The 16,893-nt window shown below is 72.8% G+C and carries 12 protein-coding genes and 1 pseudogene; 6 read left to right on the top strand and 7 right to left on the bottom strand.

Features of this window, described 5'->3' with window-relative positions; translation table 11 throughout:
* Nucleotides 1–126 precede the first annotated feature (126 nt).
* Entirely contained in the window at nt 127–2,559 is a 2,433-nt protein-coding gene (locus AB0B01_RS03630; protein ID WP_361712469.1) for a Helicase associated domain protein, read from the top strand.
* Nucleotides 2,560–2,636: 77 nt separating this feature from the next.
* On the opposite strand, the pseudogene AB0B01_RS03625 reads toward AB0B01_RS03630, so the two are convergent.
* Together AB0B01_RS03625 and AB0B01_RS03620 are read right to left on the bottom strand one after the other, a co-directional pair.
* Nucleotides 2,637–3,243 (bottom strand): annotated as a pseudogene (locus AB0B01_RS03625) (transposase); the annotation flags it as partial.
* 454 nt (nt 3,244–3,697) lie between these two features.
* Nucleotides 3,698–5,089, bottom strand: coding sequence for a glutamate decarboxylase (locus AB0B01_RS03620; RefSeq protein ID WP_361712467.1), 1,392 nt, complete (start codon nt 5,087–5,089; stop codon nt 3,698–3,700).
* 257 nt (nt 5,090–5,346) lie between these two features.
* Between AB0B01_RS03620 and AB0B01_RS03615 the strand changes: the two genes are divergently transcribed.
* Both AB0B01_RS03615 and AB0B01_RS03610 read left to right on the top strand, forming a co-directional pair.
* Nucleotides 5,347–5,736, top strand: coding sequence for a tyrosinase cofactor (locus AB0B01_RS03615; RefSeq protein WP_361712465.1), 390 nt, complete (start codon nt 5,347–5,349; stop codon nt 5,734–5,736).
* Entirely contained in the window at nt 5,733–6,584 is an 852-nt protein-coding gene (locus AB0B01_RS03610) for a tyrosinase family protein (RefSeq protein WP_361712463.1), read from the top strand. Before AB0B01_RS03615 ends, AB0B01_RS03610 begins: the two co-directional genes overlap by 4 nt.
* Here the strand turns inward: AB0B01_RS03610 and AB0B01_RS03605 are convergent.
* Together AB0B01_RS03605 and AB0B01_RS03600 are read right to left on the bottom strand one after the other, a co-directional pair.
* Complete coding sequence (locus AB0B01_RS03605) at nt 6,536–7,276, bottom strand: response regulator (RefSeq protein ID WP_361712461.1); 741 nt, start codon at nt 7,274–7,276, stop codon at nt 6,536–6,538. The two genes, AB0B01_RS03610 and AB0B01_RS03605, sit on opposite strands and share 49 nt — an antisense overlap.
* On the bottom strand, nt 7,273–8,877 hold the full coding sequence (locus AB0B01_RS03600; protein WP_361712459.1) for a sensor histidine kinase: 1,605 nt from the start codon (nt 8,875–8,877) through the stop codon (nt 7,273–7,275). The genes AB0B01_RS03605 and AB0B01_RS03600 overlap by 4 nt, the downstream gene beginning before the upstream one ends.
* Before the next feature lie 105 nt (nt 8,878–8,982).
* On the opposite strand from AB0B01_RS03600, the gene AB0B01_RS03595 reads away from it, so the two are divergent.
* Together AB0B01_RS03595 and AB0B01_RS03590 are read left to right on the top strand one after the other, a co-directional pair.
* Nucleotides 8,983–10,341 carry a cation:dicarboxylase symporter family transporter gene (locus AB0B01_RS03595; protein WP_361712457.1) on the top strand — a complete coding sequence of 453 codons (1,359 nt, stop codon included), beginning with the start codon at nt 8,983–8,985 and terminating at the stop codon, nt 10,339–10,341.
* Between the two features lie 267 nt (nt 10,342–10,608).
* Nucleotides 10,609–12,366 carry a S8 family serine peptidase gene (locus AB0B01_RS03590; RefSeq protein WP_361712456.1) on the top strand — a complete coding sequence of 586 codons (1,758 nt, stop codon included), beginning with the start codon at nt 10,609–10,611 and terminating at the stop codon, nt 12,364–12,366.
* Nucleotides 12,367–12,466: 100 nt separating this feature from the next.
* Here AB0B01_RS03590 and AB0B01_RS03585 read toward each other — a convergent pair whose 3' ends face one another.
* Nucleotides 12,467–12,550, bottom strand: coding sequence for a (2Fe-2S)-binding protein (locus tag AB0B01_RS03585; protein WP_361712597.1), 84 nt, complete (start codon nt 12,548–12,550; stop codon nt 12,467–12,469).
* Between the two features lie 1,223 nt (nt 12,551–13,773).
* Here AB0B01_RS03585 and AB0B01_RS03580 point away from each other — a divergent pair.
* Nucleotides 13,774–14,460 (top strand): GNAT family protein, encoded by a 687-nt coding sequence (locus tag AB0B01_RS03580; protein WP_361712454.1) that lies wholly within the window; start codon nt 13,774–13,776, stop codon nt 14,458–14,460.
* Between the two features lie 61 nt (nt 14,461–14,521).
* On the opposite strand, the gene AB0B01_RS03575 is transcribed toward AB0B01_RS03580, so the two are convergent.
* Together AB0B01_RS03575 and AB0B01_RS03570 are read right to left on the bottom strand one after the other, a co-directional pair.
* Nucleotides 14,522–15,547: a hypothetical protein gene (locus AB0B01_RS03575; protein WP_361712452.1), complete on the bottom strand. Its 1,026-nt coding sequence runs from the start codon at nt 15,545–15,547 to the stop codon at nt 14,522–14,524.
* Nucleotides 15,548–15,583: 36 nt separating this feature from the next.
* Nucleotides 15,584–16,891, bottom strand: coding sequence for an MFS transporter (locus tag AB0B01_RS03570; protein WP_361712450.1), 1,308 nt, complete (start codon nt 16,889–16,891; stop codon nt 15,584–15,586).
* Nucleotides 16,892–16,893 lie beyond the last annotated feature (2 nt).

Genomic DNA, 16,893 nt, shown 5'->3' with positions numbered 1-16,893 from the left:
GCGACCCGCTCCCCCGACCGCTCCTCCGACCCACTCCCCCGGCGCGCTTCCCCGGCTGCTTCAGAAAAGGGAGCAAGATAGGAGCTGGAGCCGAACAAGCAGATCACAGTGGGCGGGGTGGCGTGCATGCCGAAGATGGAACTCCGTCCGCACCAGCGCGAGGCCGTCGATGCCGTGGTGCGGGCCCTGGAGCTGCCCGCCGGTGGCCGGGTCCCGGCGGCCGGGCTGCGGACCCAGGTCGTCATGGCGACGGGTGCGGGCAAGTCCCTCGTCGCCGTGCGCTCCGCCGAGGAGCTGCGGGCCGGCCGGGTGCTGGTGCTGGTGCCCTCGCTGGACCTGCTCGTCCAGACCGTGACGGCCTGGCGGGAGGGCGGCCGCACCGGCCGCTCCCTCGCCGTGTGCTCGCTGCGCGCCGAGGAGGCGGGCCTGCCCACCACCACCGATCCGGCCGAACTCGCCCGGCGGGGCGGCCGGAGCGGGGAACGGGTGACGGTGTACGCCACGTACGCCTCGCTCGGCCTCGGCACCATCGAGCGCGCGCACCTCGCCGGACTGCCCGGCTGGGACCTGATCGTGGTCGACGAGGCGCACCGCACGTCCGGGCGGATCGGCAAACCCTGGGCGGTGGTGCACGACAACGCTCGTATCCCCTCCCTGCGGCGTCTCTACATGACCGCCACGCCCCGGGTCTGGCAGGACCCCGACGAGGGCGAGCAGGGCGGCGCCGGGGGCTCGGGCCCGCCGGCGCGGGGGCGGGGCGAGCTCGTCGCGTCGATGGAGGACGACCCGCAGGGCCCGTTCGGCGCCCGCTGCCACACCCTGACCCTCGCCGAGGCCATCGACCGGGGCATCTGCGCCCCGTACCGGGTCGTCTGCGTGGACGTCACCGACCCCGCGTTCCAGGCGGCGGTGCTGCTGGGCCGGGACGGCCGCTCGGACGCGGTGCGCGGGGCACGGCTGGCGGCGCTGCAGGCGGCCCTGGTCAAGGCGTCCGCCGAACAGGGCTTCCGGCGGACGCTGGTGTTCCATCACCTGACGAAGGAGGCCGAGGCCTTCGCCGCCGGGTTGCCCGAGGTGGCGGCGCGGCTGAGGGCGTCGGGCCGCGGCCGGCGGCCGGGATATCCCCGTACCGTCCGGGCGGACTGGCTGTGCGGGCAGCATTCGGCGGCACACCGGCGGCAGGTGCTGGAGGCGTTCGCCGCGGACGGGGGAGCGGAGAAGGCCTTCCTCGGGAGCGTCCGGGTACTCGGCGAGGGTGTGGACACCAAGGAGTGCGACTCCGTCTACTGGGCGGACGTCCGGGGGTCCATGCCCGACCTCGTGCAGGCGGTGGGGCGGGCGCTGCGGATCCGGCCGGGCGAGGGCAAGGTCGCCTCGCTGGTGGTGCCGGTCCTGCTGGGGCCGGGTGAAGGCCCGCGGACGATGCTGACCTCCCGGGCGTACGGGGACCTCGCGCGGCTCCTGGAGGCGCTGCGGGCGCACGACACCCGGTTGGTGGAGGCCCTGGCGCAGCCGCAGGTGCCGGGGCGGCCCTCTGAGCCGGTCGAGGCCGCGGCAGCCCGGTCCGCGGTCGAGTCGCTGCTGAGCTTCTCCACCCCGCGGGACCCGGCGCTGCTGGCGGCCTTCATCCGGCTGCGCGTGCTGCACCCCGAACACGGGAACTGGCGGCGGGGGGTGGAGGCGGCGCGGATCTACGCGGCCGCGGCCGGGGACCTGAAGGTCCCGTTCGGGTTCAAGGTGCCGGCCGGTGACCCGGCGTGGCCGCCGGCCCTGGCCGGGTTCCCGCTCGGGCAGTGGATCGCGGACGCGCGGCGTACGTACCGGCGGGGTGCGCTCGGCCGGGAGCGGGTCGCGCAGCTGGACGCGCTCCGGATGGTGTGGAGCCACTTCGACGTGGCTTTCGAGGAGGGTCTGGCGGCCGCCCGCGGCTGGGCGGCGGAACACGGGCACCTGCTGCCGCCGGTGGACGCCACCTGGCGCGGCGCGCCGGTCGGTGTCTGGGTGAAGAACCAGCGGGCGGCGGCCCGCCGCGAGGGGCCGGGGGCGCTGCCGGAGGAGCGCCGGGAGGCACTGGAGGCCATCGACGCCTCCTGGTGCCCGGCGTGGGACATCTCCTGGCAGCGGGCCTTCCACCTGACCCGGGTCCATCTGGATGCAGGCGGCCGGCTGCCGCTCTCCCGGGGCGAGGCGGTCGTCCAGGGCGAGGACCTGGGGGTGTGGGTACGGGCCCAGCGGTCGGCCTGGGACCGGCTGACCTGGGCGCAGCGCTGGCTGCTGGAGCACACCCTCGGGGTGACCCCGGCGACGGGGCCGGAGCTCCCGCGGCCGCGGCGCAGCCAGGCCGAGAAGTGGGCGGCGCACCTGGGGGCGGCCCGGGAGTTCCGTGCCCGGGAGGGCCATCTGCGGGTGCCGCGCACGCACGTGGAGCGGGTCGGCGGCCAGGAGTTCCGGCTGGGTTCGTGGATCGCCAACCAGCGGGCGCGGGCGGACCTGCTGACCGCGGACCGGGTCGCGGCCCTGACCGCCCTCGACATGCAGTGGTCCACGCCCCGGAGCTGAGGCCGCGGGTGTGGCTCGCCCGGGCCGGGGGTCCGGCGGGTCACGGCCGGAGCCGCTAGATGATCGATTCCAAGCCGTCAGTGGTCATAGGCAGTCAGGGACCGCATGACGGGCTGGCCGGTGTGCTCGTGTGCCAGATGGCGGCGGTCAGCGCGAGGATTCGCCGAAGCACGCGGACCATCACGCCGCCGGGGGTGCGGCCGCGGTGGCGTTCGAGGTCGAGTTGGCCCTTGAAGGTCTCGTTGATCGACTCGATGACCTGCCGCAACGGCTTGAACAGCTGTGATCCGGCCCGCTCGGCCTCGCCCTTGCGGGCCGGACGCAGCAGTTCGATGTTCAGGTCGGCCAGCTGCGACTCGAACTCGCGGCCGAAGTAGTTCTTGTCGCCGACCAGCGTCTGTCCAGGTGGCCGGTCGGTGACGAGCGTGGGTTCGGTGGCGAAGATGTCGAGGAGTATCTCGCGTTCGTCGGCCTTCGCCCCGGTCGGCACGAACGCGACCGGCAGCCCGCCCAGCGTGCACAGCAGGTGCAGCCGAAGTCCCCAGAAGTAGCGCGTGTGGCTGCGCAGTAGCCGGGCTGCTCCGGCAGGTACGGGAACAGGTGCCTCAGGTGGGCCCGGGCATGCCGGAGCCAACGGGCCTCGGAGGTATAGCCGAGCATGGCCTGCATCATCGACAGAGTGAGACCGCCACCGTTCGGTACGAGACCGTTCGCGATTCAAGCGGCCGGTTCGTACGCGGTGGCGTGTCGTCACGCTCAGTCCTCCGGTTCCCAGGCGCGGAGCAGGTCGAGCAGCTCCGGGTTCATCTTGATCCATTTGCCCGACAGCGGTTTTCCCAGCCGGTACGGCGGGGAACTCCGGCCCAGGCGAGCCCACGCTCGGGCTTCCGCTACGCGACAGCCGAGCCCCGCGTCCCAGGCGACAGACCCACGATCCACTCGATCGCTCCGGCCGCCTCGGCCAAGATCGCGGTGGACAGCCGCTCCCAGGTCCCGTCCAACTCCCAGGTCCGGAAGCGGCTGTACACCGTCTGCCGGTGATGCTCATCCCCTGCTGCTGCCGACAACCGCACCAGGAGACCGCGTTCTTGCGTTCAGCGCCTCAACGCGCAGCGCAGGACCCCTTGGAATCAATCATCTAGTGGTGGAAGCCCGGGCGGGGTGCGGTCGCCGGGACGGGCTGGGGGGTCGCCGTCAGGTGGTCCACGGCCCGGCGCAGGTCTGCGGCGAGCAGGGTGATCTGGTCGCGGGTCACCCCGTGCCGGACCAGGACGCGCTGGACGACCGTGTTCCCGCGGTCGGCGGGCAGCGGGTAGGAGGGCACCTGCCAGCCGCGCATCCGCAGCCGGTCGGAGAGGTCGTACAGGCTGAAGCCGGCCGCGGCCGGGTCGGTGAGCCGGTAGCAGACGGCGGGGAGGGCGCCTTGGCCGTCGTACAGGAGGGTGAAGGGGCCCACGGCGGCGATCTCGCCGGCGAAGTGGCGGGCGGTGTCGGCGCAGGACTGCTGGACGCGCCGGTAGCCGCCGCGGCCGAGGCGCAGGAACAGGTAGTACTGGGCGATGACCTCGCCGCCGGGGCGCGAGAAGTTGAGGGCGAAGGTCGGCATGTCGCCGCCGAGGTAGTCCACGTGGAAGACGAGCTCGGCGGGCAGCAGGTCGGCGGTGCGCCAGACGATCCAGCCGACGCCGAGCGGGGCGAGCCCGTACTTGTGGCCGGAGGTGTTGATGGAGGCGACCCGCGGCAGCCGGAAGTCCCACGGCACGTCGGGGTGGAGGAAGGGGGCGACGAAGCCGCCGCTGGCCGCGTCGACGTGGATCGGGATGTCCCAGCCGTGCGCCGCCTGGATCAGATCGAGTTCGGCGGCGAGGTCGGCGACGGGCTCGTAGTCGCAGGTGTAGGTGACGCCGAGGATGGCGACGACACCGATGGTGTTCTCGTCGACGTACGTGCCGAGTTGGTGGGGGCGCAGGCCGGTGGCGCCCTCCTCCAGGGGCACCTGGCGCAGCTCGACGTCGAAGTACCGGGCGAACTTCTCCCAGCAGACCTGCACCGGCCCGCACACCAGGTTCGGCCGGTCCGCGGGCAGGCCCCGGGCGTGGCGGCGGGCGCGCCAGCGCCACTTGAGGGCGAGGCCGCCGAGCATGGCGGCCTCGCTGGAGCCGGTGGTGGAGCAGCCGGTGGCGGAATGGCCCGCCGGCGCGTGCCACAGGTCGGCCAGGATGTTGACGCAGCGGGCCTCGATCTCGGCGGTCTGCGGGTACTCGTCCTTGTCGATCATGTTCTTGTCGAGGCATTCGGCCATGAGGCGGCGGACGCCGTCGTCGGACCAGGTGGTGCAGAAGGTGGCCAGGTTCTGGGCCGCGTTGCCGTCGAGGAGGAGCTCGTTGTGGAGCAGCTCGTAGACCACCTGCGAGGGCGAATGGTCCTCGGGCATCCGGTACTTGGGGAGGACCTGGCCGCTCAGGGCGGACGTGAACACGTCCGTGTCGGCGTCGGGGATGCGGGCGTGCTTCGTCTCATGGAGAGGCATATCCGGACTATAGGTGACAGATAACAATAAGTCCGGCTTCAGGTTCCGGCCGACTCTGCGATGTGACCCCCTCCATAGGACGCCACCCCGGCAGAAGAAATTACTGTCCGGTAAGATGATCTCCACAGATCTTCCCGTTCGAGCCGTGGAAATCAGCCCGGACGGGAAGATCTGACCAACTGGTTCTATGGGCAACATATCCGCAGATGTCCGGATAACACCACTGGGTTCAGGTCCTGCTGATACCTCTTCGGGCCATGAACAAGATCACTCGCCGGCAGGCCATGGGCACCACCGCCGGCGCACTCACCGCCCTCGGCCTCGCCGGCGTCACCGCGCACGCGGCCGCCGCCGACTCCCGCACCCCCTTACCCGCCGGCACGGTCGACGAGGTGTACCAGGGCCGGCGCATCCAGATCACGCCCGGCGGGGGCGGCCACCACGGCGGCCACCACTCCCCCGGCCTGCCCACCGTTCGGATAGACGGCCGCGAACTGCACGTGATGCGCAACGCCGACGGCACCTGGATCAGCGTGGTCAACCACTACGAGACCTTCTCCGACCCCGCATCCCTGGCCCGCGCCGCCGTGCGCGAGCTCCAGGGCGCCCCGCTCCTCCCGCTCGCGCCCACGGGAGGCACGGCATGACCGTCCGCAAGAACCAGGCCGCGCTCACCCCCGAGGAGAAGCGCGCCTTCACCAACGCGCTGCTCGAACTCAAGCGCACGGGCGTCTACGACCGGTTCGTCACCACCCACAACGGCTTCATCATGGCGGACACCGACTCCGGCGACCGGGTCGGCCACCGCTCCCCCTCCTTCCTGCCCTGGCACCGCCGGTTTCTGCTGGGATTCGAGGCTGAGCTGCAAAAAGTGGATCCGAAGGTTTCGCTTCCCTACTGGGACTGGACGGCCGACCGCACCACCCGCTCCTCCCTCTGGGCCGCGGACTTCCTCGGCGGCACCGGACGCGCCCGCGACGGACAGGTACTCGACGGGCCGTTCGCGTACGCCGCCGGCAAGTGGAACATAGCCGTACGCGTGGACGGACGCGCCTACCTGCGGCGGGCCCTCGGCACGGGCGTGGCCGAACTGCCGACCAGGGCCGAGGTGGACGCCGTGCTGAACATGCCGGTCTACGACGCGGCACCCTGGAACAGCTCCTCGAACGGCTTCCGCAACCATCTGGAGGGCTGGCGCGGCGCCAATCTGCACAACAGGGTGCACGTCTGGGTCGGCGGCCAGATGGCCACGGGGGTCTCCCCCAACGACCCGGTGTTCTGGATGCACCACGCGTACGTCGACAAGCTGTGGGCCGAGTGGCAGGCCCGGCACCCGCAGTCGCCCTACCTGCCCGCCGCCGGTACCGCGAACGTCGTGGACCTGCACGACACCATGCGGCCGTGGAACGACGTGACCCCGGCCGACCTGCTCGACCACCGGAAGTTCTACACCTTCGACACCGAGCCTGCAGCGGCCGCCGCCAGCCAGCGGTAGTGCAGTTCGGGGCGGCCGACCTGGCCGTACCGGGGGGTGCGGTCCGCGCGTCCGGTGTCCACCAGGTACTCCAGATAGCGGCGGGCGGTGATCCGCGAGGTCCCGGCCGCTTCGGCAGCCCCGGCGGCGGTCAGCCCTTCGGGCGCCGCCCGCAGCAGCGCGGCGACCCGGTCCAGAGTCGACGCGCTGAGGCCTTTGGGCAGCTCGGCGGGGCTCGGGGCGCGCAGGGCGGCGAGCGCCCGGTCCACGTCGTCCTGACCGGCCGCTTCCCCGGCCGTCGCGCGGAACTCGGCGTAGCGCAGCAGCCGTTCGCGCAGCGTGGGGAAGGCGAAGGGTTTCAGTACGTACTGGACGACGCCGAGCGAGACGCTCTCGCGGACCACGGCCAGGTCCCGCGCCGAGGTCACGACGATCAGGTCGACGGGATGCCCGGAGGCCCTGAGCCGACGCGCGAAGCGCAATCCGTGGCCGTCGGGCAGGCCGAGGTCGAGCAGCAACAGGTCGACCCGGGTCCGCTCCAGGACCCGGGTGGCCTCCGCGAGGGAGTGGACGACGCCCACCGCCGTGAAACCGGGCACCCGTCCCACGTACAGGGCGTGCGCGTCGGCGGCGACCGGATCGTCCTCGACCACCAGTACCCGCACCTCGGCGGCCTCCGCGCCGCCCGCTTCGCGCCCGCGCGGCCCGCTCACGCCTGCGGCTCCCTTCCCGTGGGCAGTCGTACGGTGAACTGCGCGCCGCCGCCCGGGGCTTCGGCCGCCTCCGCGCTGCCTCCGTGCCGGTGGGCCACCTGCCGCACCAGGGCGAGGCCGAGACCGCGCCCTTCACCCTTGCCCGACCAGCCGCGGCGGAACACCTCTGCCGCAGCGCCCTCGGGCAGACCGGGGCCGTTGTCGGTGACGCGGAGCAGCAGCCCGTCCTCGTCGGGCCGGACCGTGACGGCGACCCTGGCCCCCGGCACCCCGGTCACGGCGTCGACCGCGTTGTCCAGGAGGTTGCCGAGGACGGTGACGAGGTCCCTGGCCGGGAGCGCGGCGGTCCGCCCGACGGCGGCCCGGCTGTCGGGGGTGACCACCAGCTGGACGCCCCGCTCGTGGGCCTGGGCGGCCTTTCCGAGCAGCAGGGCCACCAGGACCGGCTCCCCGACGGCGGTGACCACCTCGTCGGTGAGCGCCTGGGCCAGCTCCAGTTCGGCGGTGGCGAATTCCACGGCCTCGTCCGCCCGGCCGAGCTCGATGAGGGAGACCACCGTGTGCAGCCGGTTGGCGGCCTCGTGGGCCTGGGAGCGAAGCGCCTGGGTGAACCCGCGCTCCTGGTCCAACTCACCGGTCAGGGACTGGAGTTCGGTGTGGTCGCGCAGGGTCACGACGGTGCCGCGGCGGCCGCCGCCCGCGACCGGTGAGCTGTTGACCACGAGGACCCGGTCGGCGGTCAGGTGGACCTCGTCGACCCGGGGCCGGTCGGCCAGCAGGGCGCCGGTGAGCGGCGCGGGCAGTCCGAGGTCGGCGACGCCGGTGCCCCGGATCTCCCCGTGGACACCGAGCAGCTCCCGCCCTGCGTCGTTGACCAGGGTGATCCTGCGCTGGCCGTCGAGCAGGAGCAGCCCCTCGCGGACCCCGTGCAGGGCCGCCTGGTGGTAGTCGTACATCCTGCTGAGCTCGGCCGCGTTCATGCCGTGGGTGTGCCGCCGCAAGCGCGCGTTGACGACGTACGTGCCCGCGCCGCCGAGGGCCAGGGCCCCGGCCGCGACCCAGGCGAGGGCGGTGAGCTGCTCGGCGAGCCGGGCGCTGATCGCGCGGACGGTGATGCCGGCGCTGACCATGCCGACGATCCGGCCCTGGTCCAGCAGCGGGGTGACCACCCGGATCGAGGGTCCGAGGGTGCCGGTGTAGGTCTCGCTGAAGGTCTCGCCGCGCAGGGCGCGGGCGGTGTTGCCCATGAAGGGCGCGCCGATGCGCCGCGGGTCGGGGTGGGTCCAGCGCCGCCCGTCCGGGGCCATGATCGTCACGAAGTCCACCCCGGAGTCGACCCGGACGCGCTCGGCGTAGGGCTGGAGGGCGGACGAGGGGTCGCCGCCCCGCCCGGCGCCGCGTACGGCCTCGACGACGGACGGGGAGTCGGCGACCGCGCGGGCCACGGACCCGGCCTGGCGCCGGGCCGCTTCCTCGGCCTGGCCGCGGGCGGAGGCGTAGGCGAAGACCGCACAGCCGGCGACGACCACGGCGACCAGCAGCACCTGCATGGCGAACAGCTGGCCGGCGAGACTGCGCGGCGGTCGGAGGAAGCGGAACATGGCGCTCAGTCTGCCCTCCGCCGTGAACTCAATGAACGCAAGGGTGACCGGGGTCACAGCGGTGGGCGATGGTCTCCCGGAACGCAATCACCACCAGGAGGCGACGTGGCCGCCAGACCCGACAAGACCCACTATCTCTACATCGCGGTGATCGCCGCGGTGCTGCTCGGCATCGCCGTCGGCTTCGCCGCGCCCGGCACCGCCGTGGAGCTCAAGCCGCTGGGCACCGGCTTCGTGAACCTCATCAAGATGATGATCTCGCCCGTGATCTTCTGCACGATCGTGCTGGGCATCGGGTCGGTGCGCAAGGCCGCCAAGGTGGGGGCGGTGGGCGGTCTCGCCCTCGGCTACTTCATGATCATGTCCACGGTGGCGCTGGCGATCGGCCTGCTCGTGGGGAACCTGCTGGAGCCGGGCAGCGGACTGCACCTGACGGAGGCGGTGCGCCACGCGGGTGAGGCCCAGGCCAAGGCGGGCGCCGCGCAGAGCACGCCGGACTTCCTGCTGGGGATCATCCCGACCACGCTGGTGTCCGCCCTCACCGGCGGACAGGTGCTCCAGACGCTGCTGGTGGCACTGCTCTGCGGGTTCGCGCTGCAGGCGATGGGACCGGCGGGCGAGCCGCTGCTGCGCGGGATCGGGCAGCTTCAGAAGCTGGTGTTCCGGGTGCTGGCGATGATCATGTGGGCGGCTCCGGTGGGCGCGTTCGGAGCCATCGCGGCGGTGGTCGGTGCGACCGGCATCGACGCCCTGAAGTCCCTGGCCGTCATCATGATCGGCTTCTACACGACCTGCCTGCTGTTCGTGTTCGTCGTCCTGGGGACCCTGCTGCGGGTGTGCACGGGGATCAACGTGTTCTCGCTGCTGCGCTATTTGGGTCGGGAGTTCCTGCTGATCCTGTCGACCTCCTCGTCGGAGTCGGCGCTGCCGCGGCTGATCGCGAAGATGGAACACCTCGGCGTGGCCAAGCCCGTCGTCGGGATCACGGTGCCCACGGGCTACTCGTTCAACCTGGACGGGACCGCGATCTACCTGACGATGTCCTCGCTCTTCATCGCGGAGGCCATGGGCAAGCCGCTCGCCCTGGGCGAGCAGATCTCGCTGCTGCTGTTCATGATCGTGGCCTCGAAGGGCGCGGCCGGGGTCACCGGGGCGGGGCTGGCGACCCTGGCGGGCGGTCTGCAGACGCACCGGCCGGAACTCGTCGACGGCGTCGGGCTGATCGTGGGCATCGACCGCTTCATGAGCGAGGCCCGGGCCCTGACGAACTTCGCGGGCAATGCGGTGGCGACGGTCCTCATCGGCACCTGGACGAAGGAGTTCGACCGCGAGCGCGCCACCGAAGTCCTGGCCGGGCGGCTGGAGTTCGACGAGGCCCACCTGGTCGACGATGTCCACGCCGCCGAGCCCGCGGCCCCCGTACCCGGCCAGCCGGCCGGCGCCAAGGACGGCGTACCGGCCTGACCGGGACGCCCCGACGGGCCGACCGGGCAGGGCTCGCCCCCACGGTGCCCAGCCCGGTCGGCCCGCACACCCGCCCCATAGGCGATTTTCAGCCACCGGTCTGCAAAGTGTCCTGCTGTAAAAGGTACTTCCATACCCGGGCACGCGTCTGACATCTTGCGTCCACCACTCGTTTCGTACGGCCCGATCGGTGCCACCCGCACCGCCGGGCCGTCTTCGGAGGACGCATTGATACCCCACATATCCAGCCGACCTCGACGCACGCTCGTGCTGGCCGCCACCCTCGGCGCCGCACTGGCCCTCGGGACCCCTGCCGCTCTCGCCGGCACGGCTCCGGTCGGCCCCTCCGCCCCCTCCGCCCGTGCCATGGCCCCGGCCGCGGCGCCGACTTCCCAGAGTGCGACCTGGGTTGCCGGCACCCGTGCCTACCTGGTGATCACCGCTCCCGGTGACAGCTCCGCGGTGCGCTCGGCCATCGCCGCCAACGGCGGTACGGTCTTCTCGAACTTCGACTCCATCGGCGTGATCGTCGCCCACTCCGCCTCGGCCGGCTTCGCCGCCACCATGCGCGGGGTCAGCGGCGTCCAGCAGGTCGGCGCGACCCGTACCTCGGACGTGCCGGCCGACGCCTACAACCCGGCGCTCCCCGCCAACCCGAGCCAGGCCAGCACGCCCGCCGGCGAGCCCGTCCGCGCCGACATGAGCCAGATCAAGGCGGACCAGGCGTGGGCCGTCACCACCGGCTCCTCCTCCGTCAAGGTCGGCATCCTCGACACCGGTGTGGACGACCAGCACCAGGACCTGGCGCCGAACTTCAACGCGGCCGACTCCGTCTCCTGCGCCTACGGCAAGCCCGACACCCGTGCCGGTGCCTGGCGCGACGTGGACACCCACGGCACGCACGTCGCGGGCACCATCGCGGCGGCCAAGAACGGCAAGGGCGTCATCGGCGTGGCCCCGGGAGTGAAGATCTCCGCGGTCCGCGTCGCCGAGCCGGGCAACTCGTTCTTCTTCGCCGAGAACACCATCTGCGGTTTCGTGTGGGCCGGTGACCACGGCTTCAAGGTCACCAACAACAGCTACTACACGGACCCGTGGCAGTTCAACTGCCCGGACAACATCGACCAGGCCGCCATCATCGAGGGCGTCAAGCGCGCCCAGCAGTACGCCGAGGGCAAGGGCTCGCTCCAGATCGCCGCCGCGGGCAACGAGGACTACGACCTCGCCCACAAGACGACCGACTCCGCGAGCCCGAACGATTCGACGCCGGTCACCCGCACCATCACCAACGCCTGCCTGGACATCCCGACCGAGCTGCCGGGCGTGGTCACGGTCGCGGCGAACGGCACCGGCGTCACCAAGGCCTCCTTCTCCAACTACGGCCAGGGCGTCATCGACGTCGCGGCGCCGGGCAGCAACGTGTACTCCACGCTGCCGGGCGGCACGTACGGCTCCAAGAGCGGCACCTCGATGGCCACCCCGCACGTCGTGGGCGTCGCCGCGCTGATCGCCAGCACCAACCCCGGCATCACCCCGGCGCAGATCCGCGACAAGCTGGCCACCCAGGCCAACGACATCGCCTGCCCCTCGGACAGCCGCTGCACCGGCACCACGGCGAACAACGCCTTCTTCGGCGAGGGCCAGGTCGACGCGCTGAAGGCGGTCGGCTCCACCCCGCCGCCCGGCAAGTACTTCGAGAACCTCGGTGACTTCGCCATCAACGACAACGCCACCGTGGAAAGCCCCATCACCGTCAGCGGGGTGAGCGGCAACGCGCCCGCGACCCTCAAGGTGGGCGTGGACATCAAGCACACCTACATCGGTGACCTGAAGGTCGACCTGGTCGCCCCGGACGGTTCCGTCTACACCCTGAGCAACCGGGCGGGCGGCGGCACCGACAACATCATCCAGACCTTCACCGTCAACGCCTCCTCCGAGGTGGCCAACGGCCTCTGGAAGCTCCGCGTGAACGACAACGCGAACGCCGACACCGGCAAGATCGACGCCTGGAACCTCACGTTCTAGTCGCGCCGCGGCCCACGAGCCCCCGCTCCGCCGACGGAGCGGGGGCTCTTGTCCGTCCTTCGGACCCCGCGGCCCCGCCGGATGCACCCGGGCGCGGGTCTCACCGGCGCAGCACGCAGTCCCCGCAGAAGCCGCCGCCCGGCACCTTGTAGTAGAGGCAGCAGCTGCGCCGTACGAAAGCCACCCCCAAGCCTCCTCGTGGAGGAAGGTGCCGGTTCCGCCGAGCGCCCCGCCGTCGGCCAGCAGGTCGGCCACGCGTTCCACGGCCGCCCCGCCGGGCACCCGGTCGATCAGCACGCGCAGGGCGCCCACCAGCGCCGACGCGGTGTTCCCGCGCAGGACCTTGGGCGACACCCCGAACCGCTCCCGCAGGGCCGCGTCGAGGAGTCCGAGGTGGCCGAGCACGCGCGCGCCGAGCACCTCGGCGGGCAGGACCCCCTGTCCGGGCGCGGGCAGCCACAGCTGGAGCGAGCCCGCCGCCGGCATCCGCCACCACACCCGGTCCGCCGACAGGTCCGGCACCCGCCCGGCCAGGGCGGCGCACCCCAGCCCGAGCGACCACAGCCGCGAGGCGATCCCGAACTGCGCGGTCGACGCCGCCACCCGCCCGGTCCCGCTGCCGATCCGCCGCCCCACCTCGTCGACGTACGTCCCGAGTCGTTCTCCGTAGAGCTCGGTCAGCGGCCGGTACCCCTCACCGGGCGGCTGCGTCCCGTACGGCACGCTGAAGAACGGCCCCACGGCCGCCAGCCGCCGCAGTACGTCGTCCATGTCCATGGGGACGATGATCTCAGCAGGCGGCCGGGGCCCCCGCCGGCGGAGCACCCGGTCGCCGGGCCCGGACGGCGCGCGACCCGGAGCACGGCCCCCGCCGCGGGCAGCGCCGCCGGGGGGCGCCGGGCGGGGGCAGGATCCGTGTTGCCGCCCCTCGACCAGTCGGATGGCCCAGTGCCGTGGTCCATTCGGGGGCCGGTGGGGCGGGCCATTTACGCCTTCGGACCGGGCTCTGCGGGCAGCTGTGCGGCCGGGCCGCCGGGGAGGGCGGGGGCGCGGCGCGCGGACGGCCCCCGAGGCCCTCGGCGAGGCCCTCGCGGCGGCCGGGCCGAGCGCCCTCCGGCCGGGCCGGAACGACCCCGCATCTTCGCAGGTCAGACCCGTTTTCACGGCACGGGAACGGATGTCCGTGGTTCAGGATTGCGGACCCTGGGATCCGGGGATCCTCGTCCTCGGAAAACATGGCCGCGGCGTTGCCATTTTGGGGGTTCATGAGAGCACATTTAGGGGCTACATTGAGCCACTCGCGTTCACCTGACAGCCCGTTGCCTTTCACCCGCGTTTTGCGCGGGGGGTGACGTCAGGAGCGCACACTGTGCAACCACCCCACCGCCCAGAAGGACCGAAGGCTCCGTGCCCGTACCCGTACTCCTCGCCGGCCGCACCGTGCGGCTGGAGCCCCTCGCCCCCCACCACACCGAGGCCTTGGCCGTGGCCGGGGCCGAGGATCGTACGACTTACGCCTTCACCCCCGTACCCCATGGGGTGCAGGCGTCCCACGAGTACATCGACCGCGCCCTCGCCGACCAGGCGGCGGGTCGATCGCTCTCCTTCGCGGTGGTCAGAGCCACCGACGGCCGGGTCGTCGGTTCGACCCGCTTCCTCGAACTCGATTACTGGCAGGGCCCTCTGGTGTGGCCCGCCGTGACGGGCGTCCCCTTCGGTGATCCGGCGACGGCCATCCCCGATGCCGCCGAGATCGGCAATACCTGGCTGTCCCCGGGCGCGCAGGGAACCGGCATCAACACCGAGGCGAAGCTGCTCATGCTCCGCCACGCCTTCGAGTCCTGGGGCGTGCGCCGCATCTCGTTGCGGGCCGACGCCCGCAACGTGCGCTCGCGCGCGGCGATGGAAAAGCTCGGGTTCACCTGCGAGGGGGTCCGCCGGGCCCATTCGCGGGGGCTCGACGGCGCCGTGCGCAGCACTGCCTTCTACTCGATCCTCGACGAGGAGTGGCCGGCCGTGCGGTCGATCATCGAGCTGAGGCTGTCCGCGGGGGCACCGCGCAAGCGCCGGCGCAAGACGCTGATCCCGGCGTAACGGTCCTGCAAACGGCGTAACGGCCCTGTCGGCGGCCCTCGCCCCGGCCCTTCCCCCGGCGTCAGCCGAGGAAGGCCGGAGCGAGGGCCGAGGCCATGAGCTTGACGGGCTCGCCGCTGCCGTCGGCCGGCACCCGGTACAGGTCGGCGCCGAAGTCGCCGGGCAGGGAGTAGACGACGGTCCTGTCGTCGGTCCACACCACCTGATCGTCCACGCTGCGCGCCTCCGCGAGCGGGGTCTCCTGCAGGGAGGCGAGGTCGAGGGCGTAGAGCCGCCACGGGGCGTCGGCCGGCAGGCCGGGAACCCGCTTCTTGAAGACGAGCCGGGTCCCGTCGGGGGACAGGGACGGGCATTCCAGGTTCTCGCGGAGCGTGGTCACGGTGCGTTCGGCGAGGTCGCCGCGGACCAGGTGGGTCTGGCCGCCGGTGGCGAGCGTCGCGTAGAAGGTCCGCTCGTCGGCGGCGAAGGTCACGCCCCAGAAGTTCACGTCGGCATTGCGGTACGCCTTGCCGTCCTTGCGGATGGCGAAGTCCTCCAGCGAGGCGTCGAGCTTGCCGGTGCGCAGGTCGAGCAGTGAGGTCCGGGTGGAGAAGTCGGTCCCCGCGTAGGAGTCCCCGCCGACGAAGACGGTCCAGGCGACCAGGTGCCCGCCGGGCGAGACCCGGGCCCGGGTGGGGATGCCGGCCAGCGGATGCGCGGAGACCTGCCGCAGCCCGGAGTCGAGGACCACGGCCCGGTAGCTCTGCACTCCGCCCTTGTCGGCCTGGAGGCAGATCCCGGTGCCGGCCGCCGAGTGGAAGCGCAGGCAGCTCAGCCCGGAGGCGGTACGGGGGCCCGCGGGTGCGTCGGCGGGGACGGTGGCGAGCTCGTCGCGGTGTGGGCCCCACGCCATGTTCCGGAACACGATGCGCCGCCCGCCGTCCCCCGGGGCCAGGGACACCTCGCCCCGGGTGATCTGCGGGCCGCCGGCCTGGGGCTGGTCCTTCTGGTCGGCCCGGGAGGAGGCCCGTACGACGGCGAACACCCCCACGGCGGCGAGCAGGACGACGGCGCAGACGAGGATCAGGATCCGGCGTTGGACGGTCATGGGGGCCTTTCGGGGACGGCGGGTGGGGGGAGGCGGTCAGGCGCCGGGGGCCGGGCCGGCGGCGGCGCGTTCCGCCTCGGCTTCCGCGGGACGCAGCCGGGCGCACACCGCGGCGGCCCCGGCGAGGAGCACGGCGGCGACGGCCAGGGCGGGCCGGGCGCCCCACACGGTCCAGGCGGCGCCGAAGCCCAACGAGGCGGCGAACCGGGCCAGGGCCTGGCCGGTCTGGACGAGGGCGAGGCCGCCGCCGCGGTGCTCCTCGGGCACGGCTGCGGCGGCCGCGGCCATCAGGACGCCGTCGGTGGCGGCGTAGAAACCGCCGTGCAGCAGGAGTACGGCGTACGGCAGCACCGGGTGCTGTACGTCGGTGAGCAGGAGGCCGTACGCGAGGAGCAGGGCGAGGTGGCCGCCGAGGAAGACGCGCCAGCGGCCGATCCGGTCGGCGAGCCGGCCCAGCGGCAGCGCGAGCAGGAAGAACGCGCCCGCGGTGCCCAGCGGCAGCAGGGCGAACCAGCGGTCGGCGAGCCCGGTGGCGTGTTGCAGCAGCAGGAAGACGAAGCCGTCGCTGACGGTGCACAGGCCCAGCAGTAGCGCGCACAGGCCGATCCGGCGCAGGTCGCGGCGGCCCAGCAGCCCGAGGGAGGCCTTGAGGGAGACCGGTTCGGCGGGGGCTGCGCCGGAGCGCTCGGTGCGACGGCCGGGTACGAAGAGGACGAGGACGAGCACGCCGAGGGCGGCGACGCAGGCGCTGACCGTGAAGACGGCGTCGTAGCCGTCGGCGGCGCCGCGCAGGATGAGGAACGCGAGGACCGGTCCGATGAGGGCGCCCGCAGTGTCCATGGCCCGGTGCATGCCGAAGGCCCGGCCGCGTTCCTCGGGCGCCGCCGCCAGCGAGATCAGCGCGTCGCGCGGAGCCGTGCGCAGGCCCTTGCCGGTGCGGTCGAGGGCGAGGACGGCCCCGATGGCGGGCAGGGTGTGCACGAGCAGCAGCAGCGGTTTGCACAGGGCGGAGAGGCCGTAGCCGAGGCCGGCGAGGGCCTTGTGGCGGCCGAAGCGGTCGCCGAGGTGGCCTCCGGCGAGCCGGACGAGGGCGCTGACGCCGTTGTAGAGCCCGTCGAGCAGCCCGAACCCGAGCGGGGTCAGGCCGAGGCCGGCGACGAGGTAGAGCGGGAGCACGGCCGTGACCATCTCGGAGGAGACGTCGGTGATCAGGCTGACCGTGCCGAGGGCGAGCACCGTGGGGGCGAGCGCGGCGCGCCGCCCCGGGCTGGTGCCCGGGGCGACGGCCTGTTGCTCGGGGGTCACGGCGGGCGCGGGGGTACCGCGACTGTCCGCAACGTACATGG

Source organism: Streptomyces sp. NPDC044571, from assembly GCF_040647115.1.
Lineage (GTDB): Bacteria > Actinomycetota > Actinomycetes > Streptomycetales > Streptomycetaceae > Streptomyces.
Note: the sequence above shows the minus strand (reverse complement) of the source record. Positions and strands in the feature narration are given on the sequence as shown.